At 61.5% G+C, this 21536-nt stretch carries 15 protein-coding genes; all 15 read right to left on the bottom strand.

All coding sequences use genetic code 11. The annotated features are described in order from the left end of the window. Window positions 1-139: 139 nt before the first annotated feature. On the bottom strand, window positions 140-1549 hold the full coding sequence (locus tag ACLB1G_RS22605; RefSeq protein ID WP_491629497.1) for a mannose-1-phosphate guanylyltransferase/mannose-6-phosphate isomerase: 1410 nt from the start codon (window positions 1547-1549) through the stop codon (window positions 140-142). 3 nt (window positions 1550-1552) lie between these two features. Beyond that, window positions 1553-2704: a nucleotidyltransferase family protein gene (locus ACLB1G_RS22600; protein ID WP_491629496.1), complete on the bottom strand. Its 1152-nt coding sequence runs from the start codon at window positions 2702-2704 to the stop codon at window positions 1553-1555. Between the two features lie 92 nt (window positions 2705-2796). Beyond that, window positions 2797-3795, bottom strand: coding sequence for a UDP-glucose 4-epimerase GalE (gene galE, locus ACLB1G_RS22595; protein WP_491629574.1), 999 nt, complete (start codon window positions 3793-3795; stop codon window positions 2797-2799). 15 nt (window positions 3796-3810) lie between these two features. Continuing rightward, window positions 3811-4947: a glycosyltransferase gene (locus ACLB1G_RS22590; RefSeq protein ID WP_491629495.1), complete on the bottom strand. Its 1137-nt coding sequence runs from the start codon at window positions 4945-4947 to the stop codon at window positions 3811-3813. A 10-nt stretch (window positions 4948-4957) separates the two neighbouring features. Beyond that, window positions 4958-5971, bottom strand: a complete 1014-nt coding sequence (locus tag ACLB1G_RS22585; RefSeq protein WP_491629494.1) for a polysaccharide pyruvyl transferase family protein — start codon at window positions 5969-5971, stop codon at window positions 4958-4960. Next, window positions 5968-7365 (bottom strand): oligosaccharide flippase family protein, encoded by a 1398-nt coding sequence (locus tag ACLB1G_RS22580; protein ID WP_491629493.1) that lies wholly within the window; start codon window positions 7363-7365, stop codon window positions 5968-5970. The genes ACLB1G_RS22585 and ACLB1G_RS22580 overlap by 4 nt, the downstream gene beginning before the upstream one ends. Before the next feature lie 513 nt (window positions 7366-7878). Continuing rightward, window positions 7879-9288: an oligosaccharide flippase family protein gene (locus ACLB1G_RS22575; protein WP_491629492.1), complete on the bottom strand. Its 1410-nt coding sequence runs from the start codon at window positions 9286-9288 to the stop codon at window positions 7879-7881. 261 nt (window positions 9289-9549) lie between these two features. Further along, window positions 9550-11802 (bottom strand): hypothetical protein, encoded by a 2253-nt coding sequence (locus ACLB1G_RS22570; protein ID WP_491629491.1) that lies wholly within the window; start codon window positions 11800-11802, stop codon window positions 9550-9552. A 184-nt stretch (window positions 11803-11986) separates the two neighbouring features. Beyond that, window positions 11987-13108 carry a glycosyltransferase family 4 protein gene (locus tag ACLB1G_RS22565; protein ID WP_491629490.1) on the bottom strand — a complete coding sequence of 374 codons (1122 nt, stop codon included), beginning with the start codon at window positions 13106-13108 and terminating at the stop codon, window positions 11987-11989. Beyond that, on the bottom strand, window positions 13105-14214 hold the full coding sequence (locus ACLB1G_RS22560) for a glycosyltransferase family 4 protein (protein ID WP_491629489.1): 1110 nt from the start codon (window positions 14212-14214) through the stop codon (window positions 13105-13107). The genes ACLB1G_RS22565 and ACLB1G_RS22560 overlap by 4 nt, the downstream gene beginning before the upstream one ends. Next, window positions 14211-15377, bottom strand: a complete 1167-nt coding sequence (locus ACLB1G_RS22555; protein ID WP_491629488.1) for a glycosyltransferase family 4 protein — start codon at window positions 15375-15377, stop codon at window positions 14211-14213. The genes ACLB1G_RS22560 and ACLB1G_RS22555 overlap by 4 nt, the downstream gene beginning before the upstream one ends. 26 nt (window positions 15378-15403) lie before the next feature. Further along, window positions 15404-17308 carry a hypothetical protein gene (locus tag ACLB1G_RS22550; protein WP_491629487.1) on the bottom strand — a complete coding sequence of 635 codons (1905 nt, stop codon included), beginning with the start codon at window positions 17306-17308 and terminating at the stop codon, window positions 15404-15406. 353 nt (window positions 17309-17661) lie between these two features. Then, the gene (locus ACLB1G_RS22545) at window positions 17662-18885 is read right to left on the bottom strand and encodes a glycosyltransferase family 4 protein (RefSeq protein ID WP_491629486.1); all 1224 of its coding nucleotides are present in this window, start codon (window positions 18883-18885) and stop codon (window positions 17662-17664) included. A 1-nt stretch (window position 18886) separates the two neighbouring features. Further along, a complete protein-coding gene (locus ACLB1G_RS22540) occupies window positions 18887-20383 on the bottom strand; it encodes a hypothetical protein (protein ID WP_491629485.1) in 1497 nt (498 codons plus the stop codon). After that, on the bottom strand, window positions 20380-21507 hold the full coding sequence (locus ACLB1G_RS22535; protein WP_491629484.1) for a glycosyltransferase family 4 protein: 1128 nt from the start codon (window positions 21505-21507) through the stop codon (window positions 20380-20382). The genes ACLB1G_RS22540 and ACLB1G_RS22535 overlap by 4 nt, the downstream gene beginning before the upstream one ends. Window positions 21508-21536 lie beyond the last annotated feature (29 nt).

The raw sequence follows: 21536 nt of genomic DNA, 5'->3' as shown, positions 1-21536 counted from the left end.
GCTATGCGCCGCAACACTGCTCTACAGAGGGAAAAACAAACGGGCCGGCATGGCCGGCCCGTAGGGGAAACATGAAGTAGGACTAGGCCTACACAAATACAGGAGAAATTTACCGGCTCGTGATGGGCCGGCGCAACGCTCAGGCGCGCTGGTAGACGTCTTCGAAGCGGACGATATCGTCTTCGCCCAGATAGCTGCCGGACTGTACCTCGATCAAATGCAGCGGCAGTTTACCGGGGTTTTCAAGGCGGTGGTTCATGCCGATAGGAATGTAGGTCGACTCGTTTTCCGTCAGCAGGGTCACGGTGTCGCCGCAGGTGACGCGGGCGGTACCACTGACCACGATCCAGTGCTCGGCGCGATGGTGGTGCATCTGCAGCGACAGCTTGCCGCCAGGGTTGACCGTGATGCGCTTGACCTGAAAGCGCTCCCCCAGGTCGATGCCTTCGTAGCTGCCCCAGGGACGGTAAACCTTGGTATGGTGCAAGTGCTCGGTGCGGTCTTCGGTCTTGAGATGTTCGACCACCTGCTTGACGCGCTGCACCTGGTCCTTGTGGGCCACCAGCACCGCATCGCTGGTTTCCACCACCACCACGTCCTGCAGGCCGACCACGGCCACGATACGGCTCTCGGCGCGCACCAGCGAGCCGGACACCTGGTCCAGGTAGACATCACCGCGAGTAACGTTGCCATTGGCATCCGCCGGCAATACCTCGCGCAGCGCCGACCAGGATCCGACATCGCTCCAGCCTATATCCGCCGGTACCACGACCGCATCGCCGGTATGCTCCATGACGGCGTAATCGATGGAATCCGATGGGCAGGCCGAGAAGGCTTCCTCGTTCAGCCGGCAGAAATCCAGGTCACGGTAGCCTGCCGACACCGCCGTCGTGGCCCGCTCGGCCATGACTGGCTGCAAGCGCCCCAGTTCGTCCAGATAGCGGTCGGCACGAAACAAGAACATTCCGCTATTCCACAGGAAATTGCCGGCCTCCAGAAACTGGCGAGCAGTGGCTTGGTCGGGCTTTTCAACAAAACGGTCGACCCGGTAGCCTGCGCCGCGCGCCGCGCCGCCCTGGATGTAGCCATAGCCAGTCTCGGGCGCCGTGGGTACGATGCCGAAAGTCGCCAAGGCGCCCTCCTGCGCCAGCGGCGCAGCTTGGGCAATCACACCCAGGAATGCAGCGGTGTCCGTGATCACATGGTCGGCCGGCAGGACCAGCATCAGGGCGCCAGGGTCGCTGGCACGCAGGTATGCGGCAGCCGCCGCCACCGCCGGGGCCGTGTTGCGCCCCACAGGTTCCAGCAGGATGGCATGCGGCTCCACCGCGATTTCGCGCAGCTGCTCCGCTACCAGGAAACGGTGTTCCTGGCCGCACACCACCAACGGCGCACACAGCCGGGCTGCGCCGCGCAGGCGCAGCAGGGTTTCCTGGAGCATGGACTTGTCCGATACCAGCGGCAGCAACTGCTTGGGCAGCGCGGCGCGCGACAGCGGCCACAGGCGCGTCCCCGCGCCACCGGACAGGATTACTGGATATATATTCATAAACTATTTCGCAATTAAATTCGGACTGGTAACCTCGGTCCGGCGCTTGTTGCGCCGGTCGCGGGCGTTGGCCCATGCCTCGGAATCATACTCCGAGATATGGCGCATTTCGCCTTCGCGGTCCACACTATAGTCTTTAAATACTATCATTTCCTCCAAGGTAACATCCGGTAACACTCGGGTGTACTCGAACAGTACGCTGCGCTCCACCCGCGCGCCTTTGCAGACACGGCTGCCATGGCCGATCCAGGTCGGACCGACGATGGTCACGCCCTCCTCGATGCAGGTGCCGGAGCCGATGTAGACAGGACCTTCGATGCGGGTGCCGTTCCAGTCGATGTGGGTGTTAAGACCGACCCAGACGCCGTCGGCGATTTGTATGCCAGGCACGTCAAGGTGCGCCACCTCACCCATCAGCACGCTCTGGCAGACTTGCCAGTAGTCGGTCACGGTGCCGATGTCGATCCAGTTGAAGGCGCGGGTCTGGGCATAGAACGGCAATCCTTTTTCAGCCAGCAGCGGGAACAGTTCGGAGCCTATGTCGAAAGCACGGTCCTTGGGTATCAGGTCGATCACTTCCGGCTCGAACAGGTAGATGCCGGTGCTGGCAAAGTTGGACTTGGCTTCCTCGGGAGACGGCTTTTCCTGGAAAGCCTGTATCCTGCCCTCCTTGTCCGCCACCACCACGCCATAGCTCGATACCTTGTCCCACGGCACCTCCTTGGTCACCACCGAAGCCAGCGCACCTTTGCGCTTGTGTTCGAACAAGGCCGATTTGATGTCCAGGTCGATAAGCGCATCGCCACACAGCACGATGGTGGTCTCGTCGAAGAAACCGCCAAAGGCCTGGATTTTCTTCATGCCGCCGGCCGAGCCGATAGGCTGCGGTACGACTTCGCCCGCGTCATTGGTGTAGCCCTCGAAGGAATAACCGATCTGAACGCCGTACTGATGGCCTTCACCAAAGTAATCCTCGATTTTCTCGTGCAGGTAGCTGACATTGACCATGATCTCCTTGACCCCATACTTGGCCAAGTGCTCGATCAGGTAAGCCATGACGGGTTTGCCCAGGATAGGAATCATGGGCTTGGGCAAGTCGTAGGTCAGGGGACGGACACGGGTGCCCTTGCCTGCTGCCAATATCATAGCTTTCATACAATAGTACTCCTGCAAATTAAACGTGAAAGGAAGACGGGATGCTGCGCCGCAGCATAATTAATCATAACACAAGATTCCGTGTCTGCCACTCACATTCCCGACGATTGCCAGCGCCAAGTGTCGGCGCACATGCGCACCACATCGCGCTCGGCCCTCCAGCCCAGCTCGCGTTCCGCCAGCGCGGCATCGGCGTAGCAGGCCGCGATGTCGCCAGGGCGGCGGGCCACGATCTGGAAAGGAATAGTACGGCCGCTGGCGGCTTCGAAAGCGCGCACCATTTCCAGTACACTGGTGCCGCGGCCAGTGCCCAAGTTGTAGGTGTGGATGCCGGGACCGGCGGCCAGTTTGTCCAAGGTCTTGACGTGGCCCACGGCCAGGTCCACGACATGGATATAGTCACGCACGCCAGTGCCATCCACGGTCGGGTAATCACTGCCGTAAACCGACAACTGCGGCCTGCGGCCCACCGCCACCTGGGCAATGAACGGCATCAGGTTATTGGGAATGCCATTGGGATCCTCGCCGATCAGGCCGCTCTCGTGTGCGCCCACCGGGTTAAAGTAGCGTAGCAAGGCAATGCGCCAGTCGGGTTGGGCGATCGCCAGGTCGCGCAGCATGTCCTCGATCATCAGCTTGCTACGCCCATAAGGATTGGTGGCGTGCAGGTCGAAGGTTTCGAAAATCGGCACCGACGCAGGATCCCCGTAGACAGTCGCGGAAGAGCTGAACACCAGCGATTTCACGCCGAACTTGGCCATGGTCTCGAACAGGACCACGCTGCCGGCAAAATTGTTGTCGTAGTAACGCAGCGGTTCAGCCACCGATTCGCCCACCGCTTTCAATCCAGCAAAATGGATGACCGAGTCGAAGGCGTGTGCTGCGAACACGGCCTCCAGGCCGGCCCGGTCGCGGATATCGACTTCCGCAAACGGCACCGCCACGCCGGTGATGCGCTCCAGCCGTTCCAGCACCGAGCGCTTGCTGTTGCACAGGTTGTCGACGATGACGACGTCGTGGCCAGCCTGGACCAGTTCCACCACGGTGTGCGAGCCGATGTAGCCGGTGCCGCCAGTAACCAAAATTTTCATCATGCTCTCCTAGGGTTATGCTGAGATTGGAAGGGTGACTGCAGCCGTTTCCCGCACCAGCTGCAGGAAGCGCGGCTCGATAGCCGACCACAAATACTGCTGGCCGGCCGCATGGGCGGCAGCGGACATGGCCGGCAGCGCATCGCGCTCCCGGCAGGCATGCAGCAGCGCGCGGGCGAAGGCCGCCGCGTCGTAATCGAATATCCAGCCGTTCACGCCATCGCGTATGTAGTCGGAATGAGTGCGGATGCGGCTGCCCAGCACCGGCAGGCCGGCCACCAGATACTCGAACAGCTTCGTGGGTGGATTGAAGCGCCACCAGACCCGGTCTTCCCAGATGCAGATCCCGAGGTCGGCATCCGCCAGGTAGCCGGGAATGGCACTGCCCGGCACACGGCCGACCACGGTGCAGGCGCCCTCCAGCCCCAGTTCCGCCACGCGGCGCTGGCAATACGCCAGCTCCTCGGGGCTGGCGCCCACCATGGTCAGGGTCACGTTGGCGCCTTGCTGGCGCGCCAGCGCCAGCCCATCAAGCATGACATCCCGGCCGCGCTCACGCATTACGGTGCCCGTGTAGACCAGCCGCAGCGCGGGGGCCTCATTGACCCGCGCCAGGAAACCGAAACGGTCTTCCACGCCCATATAGATCAGCTTGGCCGAGGACGGCGCCAGGCCGTGCGCCAGCAGATCTTCCAGGTGCGCCTCGCCGATCGGCATTACCTTGCCGGCATGGCGTGCGGCGCGGTAATTGAGCCACAGCAGACTGCGGTAGGCCAGGCGCTTGAACGGGTTGCGGTAATCGGGGTAAAAAAAGTGGGTCGGATGCTCGTTCCAGTACAGCAGCGACGGCAGGCCGCCCAGCAGCATGGCTGTCATGGCCAGCTGGGAACCCAACAGCACCACCAGGTCGGGGCGCTGGCGGCGGCAGTAGCGCGCGCTGCGCAGCATGAACGAGAGCTGGTGCGGCGCGCCCGTGCCATCGGTGTGGATCACCTCGGTCTGCAATGGCAGATCGGCAAACTCGGCCTGAAAAACCGCATGGCGCAGCAGCAAGGTGACCTGATAGCGTTCGGCCAGGGCCCGGATACGGTACTTGAAGTCCAGGTACCCTGGCTGGCCTTCGTAAAACCAGCTGCAGATAACGATATGCACAGATCGATCCTCAGGTGGCGACCAACGCCGCCCCACTGACCTTGGCGATGGCATCATCGAAATCGCTGGCAAACGAGGCCAGGTTGGTCGGATGGGTCCAGGCCCGGTAGAACGATGAAATCTTGCCGTAGTCGTTGTCGAGCACCACGTGAGGCTTGTTCAGCAATAAGCACAGGATATGCACGTGCAGCCGGTCGGTCAGGATGAGTTTGCCTTGAGACAGCTGGCGGATGCCGCGCCGCAGCCGCGTAGCAGCCGCCTGATCGGACAACCAGACCATCATGCGCGCGCCCACCGCGGACCGGTTCCATTCCAGATTATGACGACAGAAACGGTTGGCCAATTTGGTTTCCAGCCAGTCCGAACCCAGCCAGTCACCACGCTCCCAGCGGCCGGGCAGCGACGCCAGCGGCAGGTTGACGACGGCGCGCGGGCCCGCCGACTCGATATCGCTGCGCGCCAGCACATAGCCGTCCAACGATGGCGCTTGCATCTGGCATGGGCCGATAAAGAACGCCATGTCCGGGCTCAGGGCAACCGGGCAGTCGAAGTGCTTGCGCACAAACTCGAGCGAGGTCTGGTCGCGTACCAACACGATGAAGTCACCATGCTCGGCGATGGCGCGCGCGGTTTCCTCGACATTTGCGGCATGGTCGAAATGCACGGTCTGGGGGAATTGAAGCACGCGGTGCCCGCGGAAGTCGCGCAGCACCTTCAGGCGCAGCTCATGCGGCGCCGGCCAGCGGTCGCCGAAATTGCCGCCGCCGTGGAACAGGATCAGGCCGTCCCGCCCCAGCACTTCCTTGATGCGCTCCGGGTCATATGCCTGGTCCCAGCAAACGTAGACCAGGTCGGCCCCGGCGCGCCGCAAGTAAGCTGTTTCCCCCAGCCAGATATAGGAATCGCCGGCATTGGCATGATGGGGAAAATCAATAATGGCCACCTTCTGGCCGCGGCGGATGTAGGGGCTTAACTCAGCCTCGGCCCGTGCTTGCAACTGCGAAATCAGGTCAGCCGTATTCATTCACTCTGTCGATCAAATTTGAATTTTTTGAACATAAGCAGGTAAGACGCGGCCAATACTGGCAGCATGCCCGCCAGCTGGAACGGCAAGCCTTCGCCTCCCACGCCACGCAGCAGCGACAATGCAGCAGTCACCGCCACCGCGGTGACCAGGCCAGGCAACAGCGCACGCCACAACCGAGACCGGCTGAACGGCATAAAGTCCCGTAGCAGCGCCTCCCCCACCCACACGTTAAATATTACCAGCGCCACCTGTCCGTACACAAAGATTGTCCAGCCGCCCATACTGGCCAGCGCAATGATGGCGATACCGCCCACATTACGCAACAGCGAATAGCGGAAACTACGGGCGCCGCCGCCGCTTGCCATCAACAGCGACCAATGGAACAGGAACAGCGGCATGATCATGCCAACCAGGCAGTAACAACGCAGCACCCATACGGCGCCGACCAGTTTCGGGCCGAACAACAGTAATATTATATCAAACGCAACGGCATGGAGCGCCGCGTACAAGGGAATAACGAGCCAGGCGGTATAAGTAATGACCTTCACGTACATTTCCCATAGCGTAGCGCCCTGATTGCGCGCCCTGGCGAAAAATGGGCCGGCAATTTGCTGGGCCACGCCGGCCAACAGGTCGGCGCTGATGGTATACAACTTCTTGCCTATCGAATAAATGCCCAGCTCGCGCTGCCCAATGAAAAGACCTACGATCAGGTCGTCCACATTGGCAGCGATGACGTCCAGCATGCGCCCACCTGCCAGGTAGCGCCCGTATTGGAATATCTCGCGGAAGCCGGTCCAGTCGGTGCGCCAGCCGGGCCTCCACTCGCTCATGTGCCACAACAGGACGGCGCTCACAACTGTCTCGGCCAGCTGCTTGGCCACCAGGCTCCACATGCCGCCGCCGCAGGCGGCAGTGGCGACTCCGACAATCCCCCCCACCACGATGCCGGCCAGCGAGCGCAACGCTACGCCACGAAACTGCAACTCGCGGCGCTGGATGGCGTCCTGTACAGACACCATCGCCGCCAGCGGCAGGACCAGACATACGGACGGGAAGATGAGGGCCGCATCTTGGTGACCGAGCGCACGCAGAATGGACGGCCCCAGCAGGGAGGCCAGCACGAAGATGCCCCCCGTTACATAGATCTGGAACCAGAATATCTGGGTCCTGGCGCGCGGTGTGTCGGCCCGGTAGATCAGATACTCGGCCAAGCCCATTTCAGCCAGCGACACCAGCACCGCCAGGATGGCGTTGACAAAGGCCACGGCGCCCAGTTCGTGGACGTCCAACATCCTGGTCAGTATCATAAATACCAATAGCGATGTGACCCGCCCGCCCCAATTCTTCGCCACCGACCACAGCAAGCTGCTGATCACCTTGTTGTTCATGTTCCTACCCTAATCGTTTTGGCTTTCATCCGCCCCACTTCGCCAGAGAGCAGGCATCAAGGCTGATGGAGATGTGGTTATATTTTTTATAACAATATCGGCATAGCAGCTGGCGTCGCAAGACGGTTCAGCAGGGAGCTATTGCGTTTGATTCACGTCGGGCGAAGGCGAGGCACCGGCGTAGAAGACAAGGTCGGCGCGAGCTTGTGCCGACATTACAGCCCGAGGTCAGTCATGGCGACGCCGGCGTAGAAAGCCAGGGTGCAGACACGAGTCGGCGGTGCGGGAACGCAGCGGCAAGACGGGGATCGGGGGCTCGCCGCTAACGGATAGTACGGGAATAAATATAACACAAATGCAACTATATAGCACAGCTGCAATTTTATGGCGCAGTAGAAAGTATGAGCCGTTAAGGCCCGTAGGTCAACCAAAAATTACAGAATTGGCAACCATTGGTATCGCAGTAGTGCCACCGTCACCGGCGCGCCACAGATGGGGCGTACAGGGGCCGACTCAGGCGGCTCGCTGGGATTGCCTGTCGATTTTGAATTTCTTAAACATGAGCAAGTAGGATAGCCCCAGCACAGGCGCCATGCCCATGGCCAGCCAAGGCAGCGCACCGAAGCCCAGCCAGCGCAGTGCAGCGGCCACGGCGGTGACAGCCGCAGCGGTGGCCAGGCCGGGCAACAGCGCTCGCCACAGCCGCATGCGGCTGAACGGCAGGAAGCCGCGCAGTAGCGTCTCCCCCACCCCGACATTGAACAGCACGCGCGCCACCTGGCCGTACACGAATACCCCCCAGCCGCCCAGGCTGGCAAGCGAGATGATGGTAATACCGCCCAGGTTGCGCACCAGCGAGTAGCGGAAGCTGCGTGCGGCACTACCGCTGGCCATCAGCAGCGGCCAGTGGAACAGGAACAGCGGCATTATCATGCCGACGAAACAGTAGCATTGCAGTACCCACACCGCCCCGGCCCATTTTTGCCCGAACAGCAGCACGATGACATCGAAGGCTACCGCATGCAGGGCCGCATAGAGGGGGATTATCAGCCAGGCGGTATAGCCCATCACCTTGACCAGCATTTGCCACAATACCTGGCTGTCGCCCTTGGCCCTGGCGAAGAAAGGTCCAGCGATTTGCTGCGCCACCCCGCCCAGCAGTTCCGAACTGATCACATAGAGTTTCTTGCCGATCGAGTACATGCCCAGTTCGCGCTGACCGATGGCCAGACCCACGATCAGGTCGTCGATATTGGTGGTGATGACGTCCAGCAGGCGGCCGCCCGCCAGGTAGCGCCCGTAATCGAAGATTTCGCGGAAACCGGTCCAGTCGGTACGCCAGCCTGGACGCCAGTCGCTCATGCGCCACAGCAGCGCGGCGCCCACGGCGGTTTCCGCCACCTGCTTGACCACCAGGCTCCACATGCCGCCACCAGCCAGGGCGGTGGCCACCCCCAGTACTCCTCCGACCACCATCCCGGCCAGGGTGCGCATGGCCACGCCGCGGAACTGGAGCAGGCGCCGCTGGATGGCGTCCTGCACCGACATCAGGGCGGTCATGGGCAGGATCAGGCACAGCCAGGGGAATACCCGGGCGGCGTCGTCCTGTCCCACGGCGCGCAGGACTGGCGGACCGATCACGGCTGCCAGCACAAAAATGGTGCCGGTCACATAGACCTGGAACCAGAAAATCTGACGCCGCGCCTGGGGAGTATCGTTGCGGTAGATCAGATATTCTGCCAGCCCCATTTCAGCCAGCGACGTGAGCACCGCAAGGATGGCGCTGACAAAGGCCACAGCGCCTACGGCGTGGGCGTCCAACAGCCGGGTAAGGACGGCAAACACCACCAGCGAGGTGAAGCGTCCGCCCCAGTTTTTCGCCACTGACCACAGCACACTGCTGATTACTTTGTTAGTTGCCATCGAACCCCAGTCTTGATCATCCCCGCCGTGCCTGTATCAAGTTGAAGTCACCGGCCACCGTTTGCTGTCACCGGCCGCCAGGCCGGCTAAAAAAATAACACGGATGCAAGTATCGCCGCTGCAGTAGCCGCGGTCAACTGGAACCTGATCTGGAGGAAATGTTGCAAACCTGGAACTACAGGACGCCACCGCCGGAGCCGGAGTGGACCTGGACCGCTGCAAGCGGAAAGACGCGGGGCGGCAGCAGCCGCCCCGGAATGATTAATTGGTAGCGATTTCGAAGTAGGTGGTCGGGCCGTGGCTCAGCGTCGCGGTGTTCAGCGTGAACGTGATGGTATTGGCCGTGCGCACCACAGGGATCGAATCGCCGCGGGCGCCGGTGAGCTTGACGGAGTAAACCTTCAAGGTGGACGCGTTGGCGGTGGTAAGGGTCACCCGCAGCGCCACCGTCTTGATGGTTACCGGTCCCGTCCCAAACGATGCCAGGGTGGTGTCGGTACCAGGGTCGGAGAACGTCATGCCAGTGTTGCGGGCATCGGTGGCCAGCACCACCAGCAGCCGCTTGCTGGCGTTCACTGTGGAACCATCCATGGCCGACACTGCCAGCAGGGCAGGACCGGTCGGGGCATCGATGCGCACATTGCTGAGCGGTACACTTTCCAGCACATCGAATACGGCCGCCTCGGTCTTGGGCGTGATAACGGTCATGCGCCGGCGGCTGCGATCCACCGCCAGTTCATTGGTATCGCTCAGGAACACGCCGGCGGCAGTGTTATCGCGCGAACTATCGCCAAGCAGGCCAGCATTGCGCAGCACGGTGACGCGGTCGCTAAACATCTGGTCTACCGTGAGATTGACTTCCACGATGGGAGCGGCCACTGTCACCGGCGCCGCCGACGACGCGGTGGCCAGCTTGCTGGTGGCACTGAACACCTTGGTGTCGCTGTTATAAGGCATCAATTGAGCGTCGTAGCTGGTACTCGCCCCCTGCCAGTCCAATCCCACGCCATGCACCATGGTCAGGCGCTTGATGTCCTGGCCGACACCGCCGTACAAGCCATTGCCCTCGAATGTATACCAGTCCTCCATTTTCAGACGCACCTGCTTGGCCGCGCGCTTGACGTCGCCACGCAGATACAACAGCGCCGACAAAGTCTCCCCTGCACGCGCCACCGGGTCGGGGCCGACCATGAATGGGTAAATGCGATCCTTGCGGCCACCGGCCTCATCGTATGCCAAAGTCAAGCCCCCAGCGTGCTGGGCAATCATGCTCCAATTCTGAAAACTGGCGTATGAGGGCATGGCGAGAGCCGATTCACGCCGGTATTTGTTCCAAAACACTTGGCCATATTCCGATACCGTGAATGCTTTGTTGTGCAAGCGGCTCAGGGATAGCTCGGTAATGTAAGTCAATCCCCCACTGAGCATGCTGGTTTGAGGCATGACGGAACCGCTATCCACCCAACCGGTGGGCTCCGCAAAATAACTGTGCATATCCACCCAATTGAAGGTGCCTCGTGAAATGCTGGCTGCCGGTGAAGACCAGTTATCATACGAGGTAACCAGCCCCTGATAACCAATGGAGCGCAGATAGCTGGTCATCCAATCGCCCGTGCTCTTCTCAAGGTCAACGAAGAAGCGTTGGGTGTCGCCCATGCGCTTCCCACCCGGGTCGTAATTCTTTGCCAGCGCGATGGCGGCGGAGGAAACTGACTCGGTCGACTTGAGATCGCTTCCCCAAGCTGCTTTCAAAGCCGTATCGGTTACGTACTTTTTCTTCAGCCAAGCGGCAAACAAGGCCTGGATCTGCGTGGGCGGGTTGTTACCACGCAAGATATATGCCAAGCCCCCTTCATTGACCAGTATCAACCCGGCCAAGGCGGGATCCGCAAGGGTACTGATACCTGTGTACGGGTTGACTGAGCCGTAGAGCTTGCTTACCAAGGTCTTCCAGTGCTGCTGCGTGGCGGCGTCGTAGTACAGCTTGGGTTTCAGGTCGAGCTTATTGATCCAGCGCTCGGTCACACCGTATGCACCGTTATCGGAACTCATCCCATCGAGCAGATAATAGATACCGTTTTTCTTCAGGGCGGCCAGCAAATAGTAGAACCGGTCCAGTTGGACGGCCTTGAAATTGAAATCAACCGTCTGGTCGGTCATCAAGGTATCGTCGATATAATGCAGGCGCACCATGTTGTAGCCGTGCAGCCTAATCTGCGTCACGTAATCATCCAACACCGGCTTGTCGGGGATGCCTCCATTCGCCGACCCGACCGCCATCGACATCATCAGGAATCGCCGCGGCACGGTAGGCGCACTCTTGACTGCGAAGTCACCCGTGGCAGTCACAATCAGAGGCGAGGTGATCGTCGTAGCAGGCGACGCCAGCGAACTAAAGTCCAATATACTGCCGGGCACTACGCGCAGCGAAACATCCTTGACCGGCAGCCAGGTATCGGCGGCGGCGGCGGTCAGCGGCAGCAGGGCCAGCATCCATCGGGCGAGAGACTTCATGACTACTCCTTGTGTGAACAGTAAGGCCGCAGCGTTAGGAAACCTGCAGCCAGCAAAAGACAATGGCGGAAAGCCCCCTAAGGGGCACAGGGGCCATCTGATTCCTCAAGGATACACTAATTCCCTGTGTGCACAAAGTTTCATCAGCACAGGCCGTTCTAAATTACTCTGATTTTGCGCAAAGTCAAGTTTGCGCAATTGAATCGTAGATTGCTTTGGTACGCCTTGCGATTTGGCCCCAGTCATAACGCTCGGCCACCCAGGCGCGCCGCTCGGCCACCAGTTCAGAAGACTTGGAATTGGCAGCAAATTGGCGCAAACGGGCTGCCAGCGCCGTCGTGTCGCCTAGCGGGAAATAATGCTCGGCAGGCAGACCTACTTCCAGATTGGCAGGGATGTCGCTGGCCAGCACCGGCAGACCATAAGAGAGCGCCTCCAGCATGGCGATCGGCAGGCCTTCGTGCGATGACGGCAGCACGAACATGCCGGCGTGCGCATACAACTCGGCCAGCGCGGTCCCGGTCTGCAGACCGGTGCACACCACGCCCGGGGTGCGCGCGGCGGTTTCCAGTACCTCGGTGGTATAGGCGTCCGGATGGTCGGCGGCCCCAACGATGGCCAGCCCCCAACCCGGCAGCGCGGCGGCGGCAAAGGCGCCGATCAGGTCCAGGTGTCGTTTTTCCGGCACCAGCCGGCTTACCAGCAACACATATTTGCCGGGTTGCAGACCGAAGCGCTCAGGCGCGGCATGGGTGGCTGGTATGACAGGCAGCACCACGCCGTTGGGCACGATGCTGGCCTGGCGCCGGTGCGCTTTTTCCACAAGGTTGGCAATCACGCGCGAGATCACGATGGGCCCATGCGACAGCCGCATGCCCCAGCGCTCGCCGGTGCGCAGGGCGAAGCGCGCGAAGCGTCCCCATTTCTGCCGGTCATAGTCGGGGCCATGATGGGTGACCACCACGCGCAGGCCAGCCAGGCGGGCCGGCAGCGTGACGATGGCCGGCCCAATGGCCTGGATATGCAGGATGTCGGGCCTGGCGACAGCCGCGTAGGCCACCCCGAGCAGGCTGTGCAGTATGGCTTCCAGCCCCTTGGAACGTGGCGACCAGAGCGGTACGAAACGCACGCCGCGCCATTCGCGGCCGACGGCCGCTGGCTGGTAAGGCTTGCGCACCAATACGGTAACTTCGCAGCCCAGCTCGGCCAGGCGCAGGCACAGGTGCTCGGCATGGGTTTCGACTCCGCCCTGTACACCGGGAAAGCCGCGCAGACCCAGCATCATCACCCGCAGCGGGCGGGTCATGGCGCCTCCATGACATCCAGCAGCTGTCGTGCCAGGCCCTGCCAGTTGTAATCGCGTTCCAGAATCACACGGCCTTGGCGGCCCATGGCGGCGGCGCGGACCGGATCATCCAGCAACGACAGGATGCGCGCAGTCATGGCCTCATAATCATTGGGTGCGGCAACATAGCCGGTTTCGCCATCGATCACCAGTCCACGATAGAACAGGAAGTCCCACACCACAGCCGGCAGCTGCATGGCCATGGCTTCCAGGCAGGTGCCGGGAAGGCCTTCGTAATAGGAGCCGGAAGCATACACGTGGCTGCGCTGGTAGTAATCCACCATGCGCTCGAACGGCACCTTGCCGGTCATGGTCACATTGGCCTGCAAGGGCGCCAACTCGCGCGCCACCTCGGCATCGTCGTCGCCATAGCCCACGATGCAAATGCGTACCTCGGGGCGGCGCCGCACCAGGTGGCGGCACAGCTCAACCATGGCGGCGCTGCCCTTGCGGCGCTCGATACGCCCGCAGAAAAGCACGTCGATATCCTTGGCGCGGTCCGGGTTGGGCGTGAATTTGCGCACGTCCGCGCCGTTGGGGATTACCGTGACGGGGCCAGGATAGCCGTAGCGCAGCACTTCCTGGCGCCCCTGCTCGGTCAGTGCCACGACTTTATTTGCGCGCTTGAATATGAACCGCTCCATGGCCATCTTGATGCTCAGCGACAAGTTGCTCCACTGGCTGTTGAAATGCCGCTCGGCGTAGAAGCGGCCTGACATGCCCAGATAAGTGGTGTGGGCGGTCAGCGTGACCGGTAGTCCGGCCGGCAGGAACAGGCCCGGGATCAGCGGCGGCCAATGGAAGTTGACGCTGCTGATAACGCCCTCGCGGTGCAGTTGCAGTAGCAGGCGGCGTACTGCCATCCCCCAGTTGAACAAATTGAAGCGGCTGGATCGGAATGGCACCTGGATAATGCGTACCCGAGGAAAGGCGCGGCCGTCGGCGTGCTCGTCACCGGTGATCAGCACCAGCCCCGGATGATCCGGCGGCAAATTGGCCAGGAAAGATTCCAGGTAGCGCGCGATCCCGCCCACGCCGTAAAACTGGGGATAAACTATGGCTATCATTTCAATGTGTCTAAAGAGTCGTTGAGTTCGTTCACGAGCCGCTCCCAGGTGTAGCCTTGGACGATCTTGGCGCGTGCCGCCGTGGACATGCGGGAGCGGGCCTCGGGGTCGTCCAGGGCGGCGCCTATGGCGGCCGCCAGGGCAGGCGCGTCATTGGGCGGCACCAGCAAGCCATTGACCCGATGCTCAACCACTTCGGGTATGCCGCCTACCGCCGAACTCAACAGCAGCGTGCCAGAGGCCATCGCTTCCAGTACCACTAGCGGGCAAGGGTCTTGCCACACGGAAGGCAGCACGATCATGTCGACCGCCGCGTACAGGTAGCGCAGCTTCTGATGCGGCAAATATCCCGTAAACACGATACCGTCGTTGACCGGTTTGGCCAGTTCTTCCAGTTGACGCTCGTAGTCGGTGCGGGCCGCCCCGCCGAAGAAGGAGGAGCCGGTAATAATGAGCTTGACGTCGGGGTGGGTGCGGCGCACGGCGCTGAAGGCTTCGATCAGGACATGCACTCCCTTGAGCGCGGTCAGGCGGCCCACATACAGCAAATAGCGTTGGGCGGGATCCAGTGTCACTGCATCGCGCACCACCTCTGCCGCATCCGCATACGGCTGGAACACGGCGGGGTCGGTGGAGTTGAACAGCACCTGGAAGCGATGCGCATGCTCCGGGAAGATGGCAACCGCCTGGCGCCGGATGTAGTCGCTGACGCACAGTATGAGGTCGACCTTGTGTAGCGCGCGCCGGTACAGCGGCCGAAACAGGCGTATGCCCAAGTGCTCGTTATGCATGTGCAGCACCAGCTTCTGGCCCGGCCGGCGGCGCAAGAACAGCAATATGTTGGGTTCGTTGTGGACGATCACCACATCGAAGGGAGTAACTGCGGCCGCCACGCGGCGCCCATACGACCATACGTTCTGGATCTTGGCCACGTAGCGCAGCGGGTTACGCCAGCTGACCTTGTCCTTGATGCGCTGGAACCAGCGCTCGGCCGTGGTCCAGGGAATACCGATATAGCCTATGCCCTCGCGGCCCGCCTGGCCGGCCGGGCGCGAGACCACGGTGATCTTGCGTTGCGGCCCGGCCATGCGGGCCGAAGCCTCGTCTACCCAGTGCTCGACAGCGCCGCCCTGCACCGGCGGCACAGGCAGGAGTTCGGGCACTACAATTGCTATGGAAGTCATGTGGCTCAGTCTGCGGTGATTTCAAAATAGGTGGTGGGCCCCTTGGCCAGTGCCGCCGTGTCCAGCGTCACACTGATGCTGTCGCCTTGGCGCTGCACCTGCAACTGCTCGGTACGTACGCCGCGCAGGTCGGTCGCATACACTTTGAGCGCGGCGGCGTTGCGGTTGCGCAGCGTAAAGCGTAGCTTGCGCGTCTGCAGCAGGATCGGTGAGCGCCCGATGTCGCGCAGTTCGCTCTCATCATCGTTAGCAAAACGCATGCCGCTGTTGCGGGCGTCGGTGGCCAGCACCACCAGCATGCGGCGGCTGCTGGCGAGCGGCTGGGGATCGACCGTGGACACGGCCAGCAGGGTTGGCCCGTCGGCCTGGTCAAGGCTGAGCTGCTTGAGCGTGCGCGGCGCAGGAGTGTCGAACACCATCGCCTCGGTATTGGGCGTGACGACCGTCATGCTGCGGCGACCGCTATCGAGCAGCAGTTGGCCGGTGTCGCTCTGGAACACGCCCTGTCCTGCATCGCTGGCGTTGTCCGCCGGCAGCAAGCCGGCCTTGCGCATGGCGTCCAGGCGCTGGCCCAGGCGCCAGTCGCGCACTGTGCCGACCTTGGCGGATTGCGGCGCGGCGCGGCGCAAGACCTCGTCGGCGCCGGACAGGGCGCCGCCGCCTACGCTGGCGCTGGCGGTGCGCAGCACGCTGTCGGCCGGGCGCCACTGGCCTGAGCCTTCGGCGGGTTTGCCCTGATCCCAGCGCACGCCTATGCGCGACACCAGCGCCAGCCGCGTCAGATCTGCAGGAACCGAGCTGTAATGCGTGCCGTTCTCGAATACATAATCGTCGTCCAGCGCGATATCGTACTGGCGGCGCGCGGCAGCCACGTCCCCGCGCCGGAACAGCAGCGCCGCCAGCGTCTCGCCGGCCCGCGCCACCGGGTCGGTGGCGACTATGTAGGGCCGCAAGGCTCCGTAGCCTGGTTCATCGTAACCGAGTATCAAATCACCACCGTGCTGGGCGATCATATCCCAGCCCTGCAGGCTGGCATAGCCAGGCACGGCCAGCGCCGATTCGCGCCGGTAGCGATTCCAGAATAGCTGCCCGTATTCCGACACGGTATATGCGCGCCCGACCTGGCGTGCGCCGGCCAGCGCGCCGATGTACGATGCGGCGCTGGCCAGCATGCTGTCCTGGCTCAACACCGACCCGGGGGAGATATAGGCACTGGTTTCACCGAAATAGTTATGCATGTCAACCCAGCGGAACTGGGATCGCGAAGCGCTGGCGGCCGGCGACAGCCAGTTATTGTAGGCAGTAACCATACCCCGGTAGCCTGCCTTGCGCACGTGCGCCTCCATCCATGTGGCGGCCTCGCGTTCCAGCTCATGGTAAAAGCGCTGGGTATCAGCCATGCGCGGGCTGGCCGGCTGGCCGGGTGCAGCCAGCGCCACGTTGGCGGCATCCAGGGTTTCCCCGGATTTCAATTCCGAGCGCCACTTGGCCTGCAGCCCTGACTGGTTGCCGTAACGCGCGCGCAGCCAATCAGCATAGCGGCGCAGCAACGGCGCCGGGGCCGGGCGGCCACCACGCAACCCAAATACCAGGCTATCCTCGTTGACCAGCATGATGCAGGCCAGCGCCGGGTCGGCCAGCGTCGCTCGTCCCGTGTAGGGATTGCGGGCGCCAAGCATGCGGTCTATCAAGGTTTTCCAATGCTGGCGCGCCTCCGGATCCCAATACAGGCGCAATTTCAGCTGGTGCTTTCCCTGCCAGCGGTCGGCCACTCCGCCATAGCCGCCGTTCTCGGAGCTGAGTCCGTTGACCACATAATAAATACCAGCCCGGCCCAGCGCCGCCAGCAGGTAGTGCATGCGGTCCAGCTGATCAGGATTGAAATCGAAATCTGCGGCTCGTCCGGTCATCAACATGTCTTCGATGAAGTCCAGCCGAGCCATGTTGTAACCGTGTGCAATCAGCTGCCTTACGTACTGATCCGCGACGTCATGGCTAGGGAAGCCACCGCTGCCGGCCGAGAACGGCAATGTAGCAGTCAGGAACCGCTGTGCGCGTCCGGGCTGGTCGGCGCGCGCAAGATGACCGTCGCTGGTCACCGTCAGCGGCGCGGTTACGGGGCCCGCAACCGGCAGCAGCTTGGAAAAGTCGAGTACGCTCCCCGCTTCGATACGCAACGACACATCGCGCAAAGTGGCCCAGCCATCGGCGGCCGATGCCGCCAGCGGCAGCCATGCCAGGCAAGCCGCCAGTGCCCGGCCCCTCATCGGGCCGGCGCCGGCGCGACGCGCGCCAGATCCTGGTAGACAGCGGCCACGTCGGCCGCGATGCGGGCATAGCTGCGCTGGCTGGCCACGTAGGCACGGCCGCGCTCCCCCATGGCGCGCAGCCGCTCGGGAGCCCCCAGCAATTCGACCACCGCATCCGCAAAGGCATCGCCTTCCAGCGGTACGCACAAACCGGCCCCGCTTTCCTCTATCACCTGGCGCTGGTCGGGATTATCGTTGACCAGCACCGGCAGTCCCAGTCCCATGTATTCTACGGCCTTGGTGGGCGAAGCACTGTCGAGCAGGAAGCTGCGGGGGAATGGCGACAGCCCCAATTCGGCGGCGCGCACATAGGCCCAAGCCTCGGCGGCCGGACGCCAGCCCAGCCAGAGCACGTGGTCGGCCACGCCAGCGGCGGCGGCGCGTTCGCGCAGCCAGGACCGATGGTGTGCATCCTCGGTGTCTCCTGCCAGCACCAGCAGCAGGTCCGGCATGCGCGGCATAGCCCGGGCCAGCATGTCGAACAAGATGTCAACGCGGCGCACCGGGTCCATGGTGCCCAGGTACACCACCACACGCTTGCCGCGCAGGCGCGGGTCGTCGCTGGGGGCAATGTGTTCCGGACTGGCCACTGCTGTGTCCACCCCCATCGGTACCGGCGTCATTTTTTCCATGGGAATGCCCTTGGCGGCCAAGTCCAGTTGCATCTGGCGGCTTTGCACAAATACGTGGTTGGCACGCGGCAACACCACGCGATACAGCAGCCACTGGCCGAACAGGCCCTGCACCAGGGGGAACCAATAGCGCATGCCGGCCTTCGGTCCGCGCTGGCGGGCGCGGTCGACCTGGCCCTCTGATTGCGGATAGGAGAGCCAGTAGAAAAATTGCAGGCCCTTCAAGCGGGCGCACAGCAATCCCGCCAGCGCCGTGACGGACATGTCGCGCACCTGGATCGCGTCGTACTGGCGCGGGTCCGCTCCCGCCAGCACGCGCAAGCTATGCCACAACTTGACCAAATACTGGCCGGCACGGCTGGCTGGCACCTGGCACAGCAGGCTGCGCCCGCCCTGCCAAGCCGGTGCTTTGGAACCCGCTGCGCGATCATGCTCGGTGGCCAAGTCGGCCTGCACGCCATGGCGCGGCAGATAGCTGCCAAACAGGGCCAGCACGTCGGGGCGAAAAGTCGGCCACTGTTCGGCCGTAAGATATAGCAGCCGCATACTACCGAGCTCCTGTGCGTACGATTCCGCGGCGCCCTAACAATCCATGCAAATTCATCAGGTATGCCAGATAACCTAACACTACGGCGTAAATAATTTGCAGGCCCATGATATTGACTATCTCAGCCGAATAGACGACAAACATTATTAATAAAACAATAGATGCCTGGATTGCTAACGCATCGGCGCGTACTTCCGGATTATCAGTGGCACGGTATAAGCGTTCAGCAGCGAACCAAGCCATCACAAATATGGCAACAAAAAGCGCAAGACCTATCACGCCTGTATCCCAAAGTAAGGTTGATGCGGCGGTTAATGCTATGCCATATTGCGAATATTTGTTCCCCAAATGTCCCCCGAGGCTGCCAGCCGACATAAAAGAACTGCCGAGGCCATTACCCATTAAAAAACCTATGGGATCATATGCAGTTTGCTGCTGGAACCAGAAAGTCAGCGCAGTCAAGCGGTTCAGAATTTGTCCTTTGGAGTAACCTTGATCGCCAACGTTATATCGGGCGGTCGCCTGCAGTACGTCAGACAGATTACTATGCATGATCAACGCTATATAAACATAGCCCAACCCAATCGTCAGCAGGACAAGAACCAAGACGGCCGGTATATGGCGGACTGGATTACGGAGAAAATCCTTTCGCAGCAGGCTAGCACCAACCAGTGGCAGCATGATGACCGCGACCTTGGTTTCCCCCATAAACAACGGAAGCGCACAAATACTACCCAAGCAAGCTAACGTCCTGCCGGACAGTAGTCCCGCACGCCACCGCGCCACTAGAAACGCAATAATCAGGAGCACGAAAAATACCATTACGGCGTTTGGACTTCCGCCCCCCAGATTCGCTCCAAACGTGCCTGCCACCACATCGGTAGAATCACTCCCGCTGGCAAGTCCACCCCGCTTCGGAACCAGAATTAACAATTCATATAACGCAAACGGAAATTGCAAAAGACCTAGAAAAACCATCAGGCGCCGCCAACGATTGATGGCCGCTGGAGAGAATGCCAAAGCTCCGATCGCCAGCATCACACCAAAGGATTGAAAATAGCGTTTAAATCCCGCGGCAGCTTCTTGAAATGAATACCCCCTTAATGCCGAGCATAATATGCTGAAGAGCAAAAAGACTATTGCGACCACCAGAAAGCCGGGCAATTTGCGTTCGCGGTTCCAACCTACGCTGATAGCCACGGGAATAAACAACATCATGCTCAGCAGTGATACGGCCCATGTGAGTTTTGCAAATTGTGCGCTTTCGGCGAGCAGGCCGAAGAAAAATGCTCCAATAAGTACTAGCCAGACCGTTAATTCCGGCAGAAGCAGCAATACCGGTCCCAGGACCATTGCCATGCCCAAGCCGATCAACACCATACTACCGGACTGCGCCAGCAGACCAAAAAACAGTGACCCTCCTAATACCACAACAGCTATCGTCAGCCAGTGCCAAATTGGATTACTGTTTCGCCTTAGGGCTATGCGATTTGTCACGGCAGCACCTCCTGCACATGCTGTAGGAAAGCCGGCTCCAGTTGCGGCCACAAGTAAATCTTACTGGATGCCCTGGCCCGTTTCTGCATAGCAGCCAACCCAGCGTCGTCCTGGCACAGGTCCACGATAGCTTTCGCGAGGCTGGCGGCGTCGTAATCGAATATCCAGCCGTTGTCACCATGGCTGATGTAAGCCGTGTGGGTACGGATATTACTCGCCAACACAGGCAAACCAGCTACCAAATATTCGAACAACTTGGTAGGGGGGTTGAAGCGGTACCACGGCAGATCGTCCCATAGGCAAAGGCCGACGTCGGCGCGCGCGCAGTACTGCGGCACTTCGTGGCCTGGCACGCGGCCGTACACAGTAACGTAGTCCGCCACGCCTAGTTCGATTACCCTGCGACGGCAGTATGCAAGTTGCTCGGTGGAGGCCCCCACAATGGTCAGATGAGCAGAGGCACCCGCTTGGCGAACCGCAACCATGGCTTCTAGCATAACGTCGCGCCCACGCTCAGGATGCACCGAGCCGATGTAAAGCAGTTGTACCGGCCGCGCAGGCAACGGACGTTCAGCTACCTGAAAGCCAGGGTCAACTCCCATGTACTGCAATTGCACCCGTTGCGGGGAGCAGCCGTGCGCCAGCAAGTCATCACGATGGGCCTCACCTATCGGCAGAACCCGGCTGGAACGACGCGCGCCCCAGAACATCAGGCCGCGCAACAGCGCCCGCCATGCCGCTTTAAGCGGCGCGGCGCCGGCGGGCGGAGGCGCTACATGGGTTGGATGCTCGTTCCAGTATGTCAAGCTGGGAATGCCGCCTAGGCCCAGTGCCACTGGCGCAGCCAGTGAATGCAACAGCACCGCCACGGATGGACGTTCGGCGCGGATCAGGCGCGCGCAGCGCCGCAAATAGTCCAGCCAGCCCAGGCGCCCGGAACGCGCAGACAGCGAGACATATCGTACCTGTGGCAATAACAGTTCCGCTTGGCTCAGCGGCGCCATACTAATCACAGTCAGGTCGTAGACAGCTGCCAATGCCCGGATGCGATAGGAAAAATCTAGGAAGCCCGGCTGCCCTTCAGCAAAACAGGTCACCAGTATGCAGCGAGGCGTAGCTGTCATTGCGCCTCCCTGATTGGACGCAGTAAAGA

The sequence above is a fragment of the Duganella kummerowiae genome (assembly GCF_053572355.1).
The sequence above is the reverse complement of the archived record's forward strand: the minus strand, read 5'-3'. Positions and strand labels throughout refer to the sequence as shown.

Bases quoted from the DNA above. Each gene is read 5' to 3' on its own strand.
- ACLB1G_RS22605 (WP_491629497.1), bottom strand. From the start codon at position 1,549: ATGAATATATATCCAGTAATCCTGTCCGGTGGCGCGGGGACGCGCCTG.
- ACLB1G_RS22600 (WP_491629496.1), bottom strand. From the start codon at position 2,704: ATGAAAGCTATGATATTGGCAGCAGGCAAGGGCACCCGTGTCCGTCCC.
- galE (WP_491629574.1), bottom strand. From the start codon at position 3,795: ATGAAAATTTTGGTTACTGGCGGCACCGGCTACATCGGCTCGCACACC.
- ACLB1G_RS22585 (WP_491629494.1), bottom strand. From the start codon at position 5,971: ATGAATACGGCTGACCTGATTTCGCAGTTGCAAGCACGGGCCGAGGCT.
- ACLB1G_RS22580 (WP_491629493.1), bottom strand. From the start codon at position 7,365: ATGAACAACAAGGTGATCAGCAGCTTGCTGTGGTCGGTGGCGAAGAAT.
- ACLB1G_RS22575 (WP_491629492.1), bottom strand. From the start codon at position 9,288: ATGGCAACTAACAAAGTAATCAGCAGTGTGCTGTGGTCAGTGGCGAAA.
- ACLB1G_RS22570 (WP_491629491.1), bottom strand. From the start codon at position 11,802: ATGAAGTCTCTCGCCCGATGGATGCTGGCCCTGCTGCCGCTGACCGCC.
- ACLB1G_RS22565 (WP_491629490.1), bottom strand. From the start codon at position 13,108: ATGACCCGCCCGCTGCGGGTGATGATGCTGGGTCTGCGCGGCTTTCCC.
- ACLB1G_RS22560 (WP_491629489.1), bottom strand. From the start codon at position 14,214: ATGATAGCCATAGTTTATCCCCAGTTTTACGGCGTGGGCGGGATCGCG.
- ACLB1G_RS22550 (WP_491629487.1), bottom strand. From the start codon at position 17,308: ATGACCGGACGAGCCGCAGATTTCGATTTCAATCCTGATCAGCTGGAC.
- ACLB1G_RS22545 (WP_491629486.1), bottom strand. From the start codon at position 18,885: ATGCGGCTGCTATATCTTACGGCCGAACAGTGGCCGACTTTTCGCCCC.
- ACLB1G_RS22535 (WP_491629484.1), bottom strand. From the start codon at position 21,507: ATGACAGCTACGCCTCGCTGCATACTGGTGACCTGTTTTGCTGAAGGG.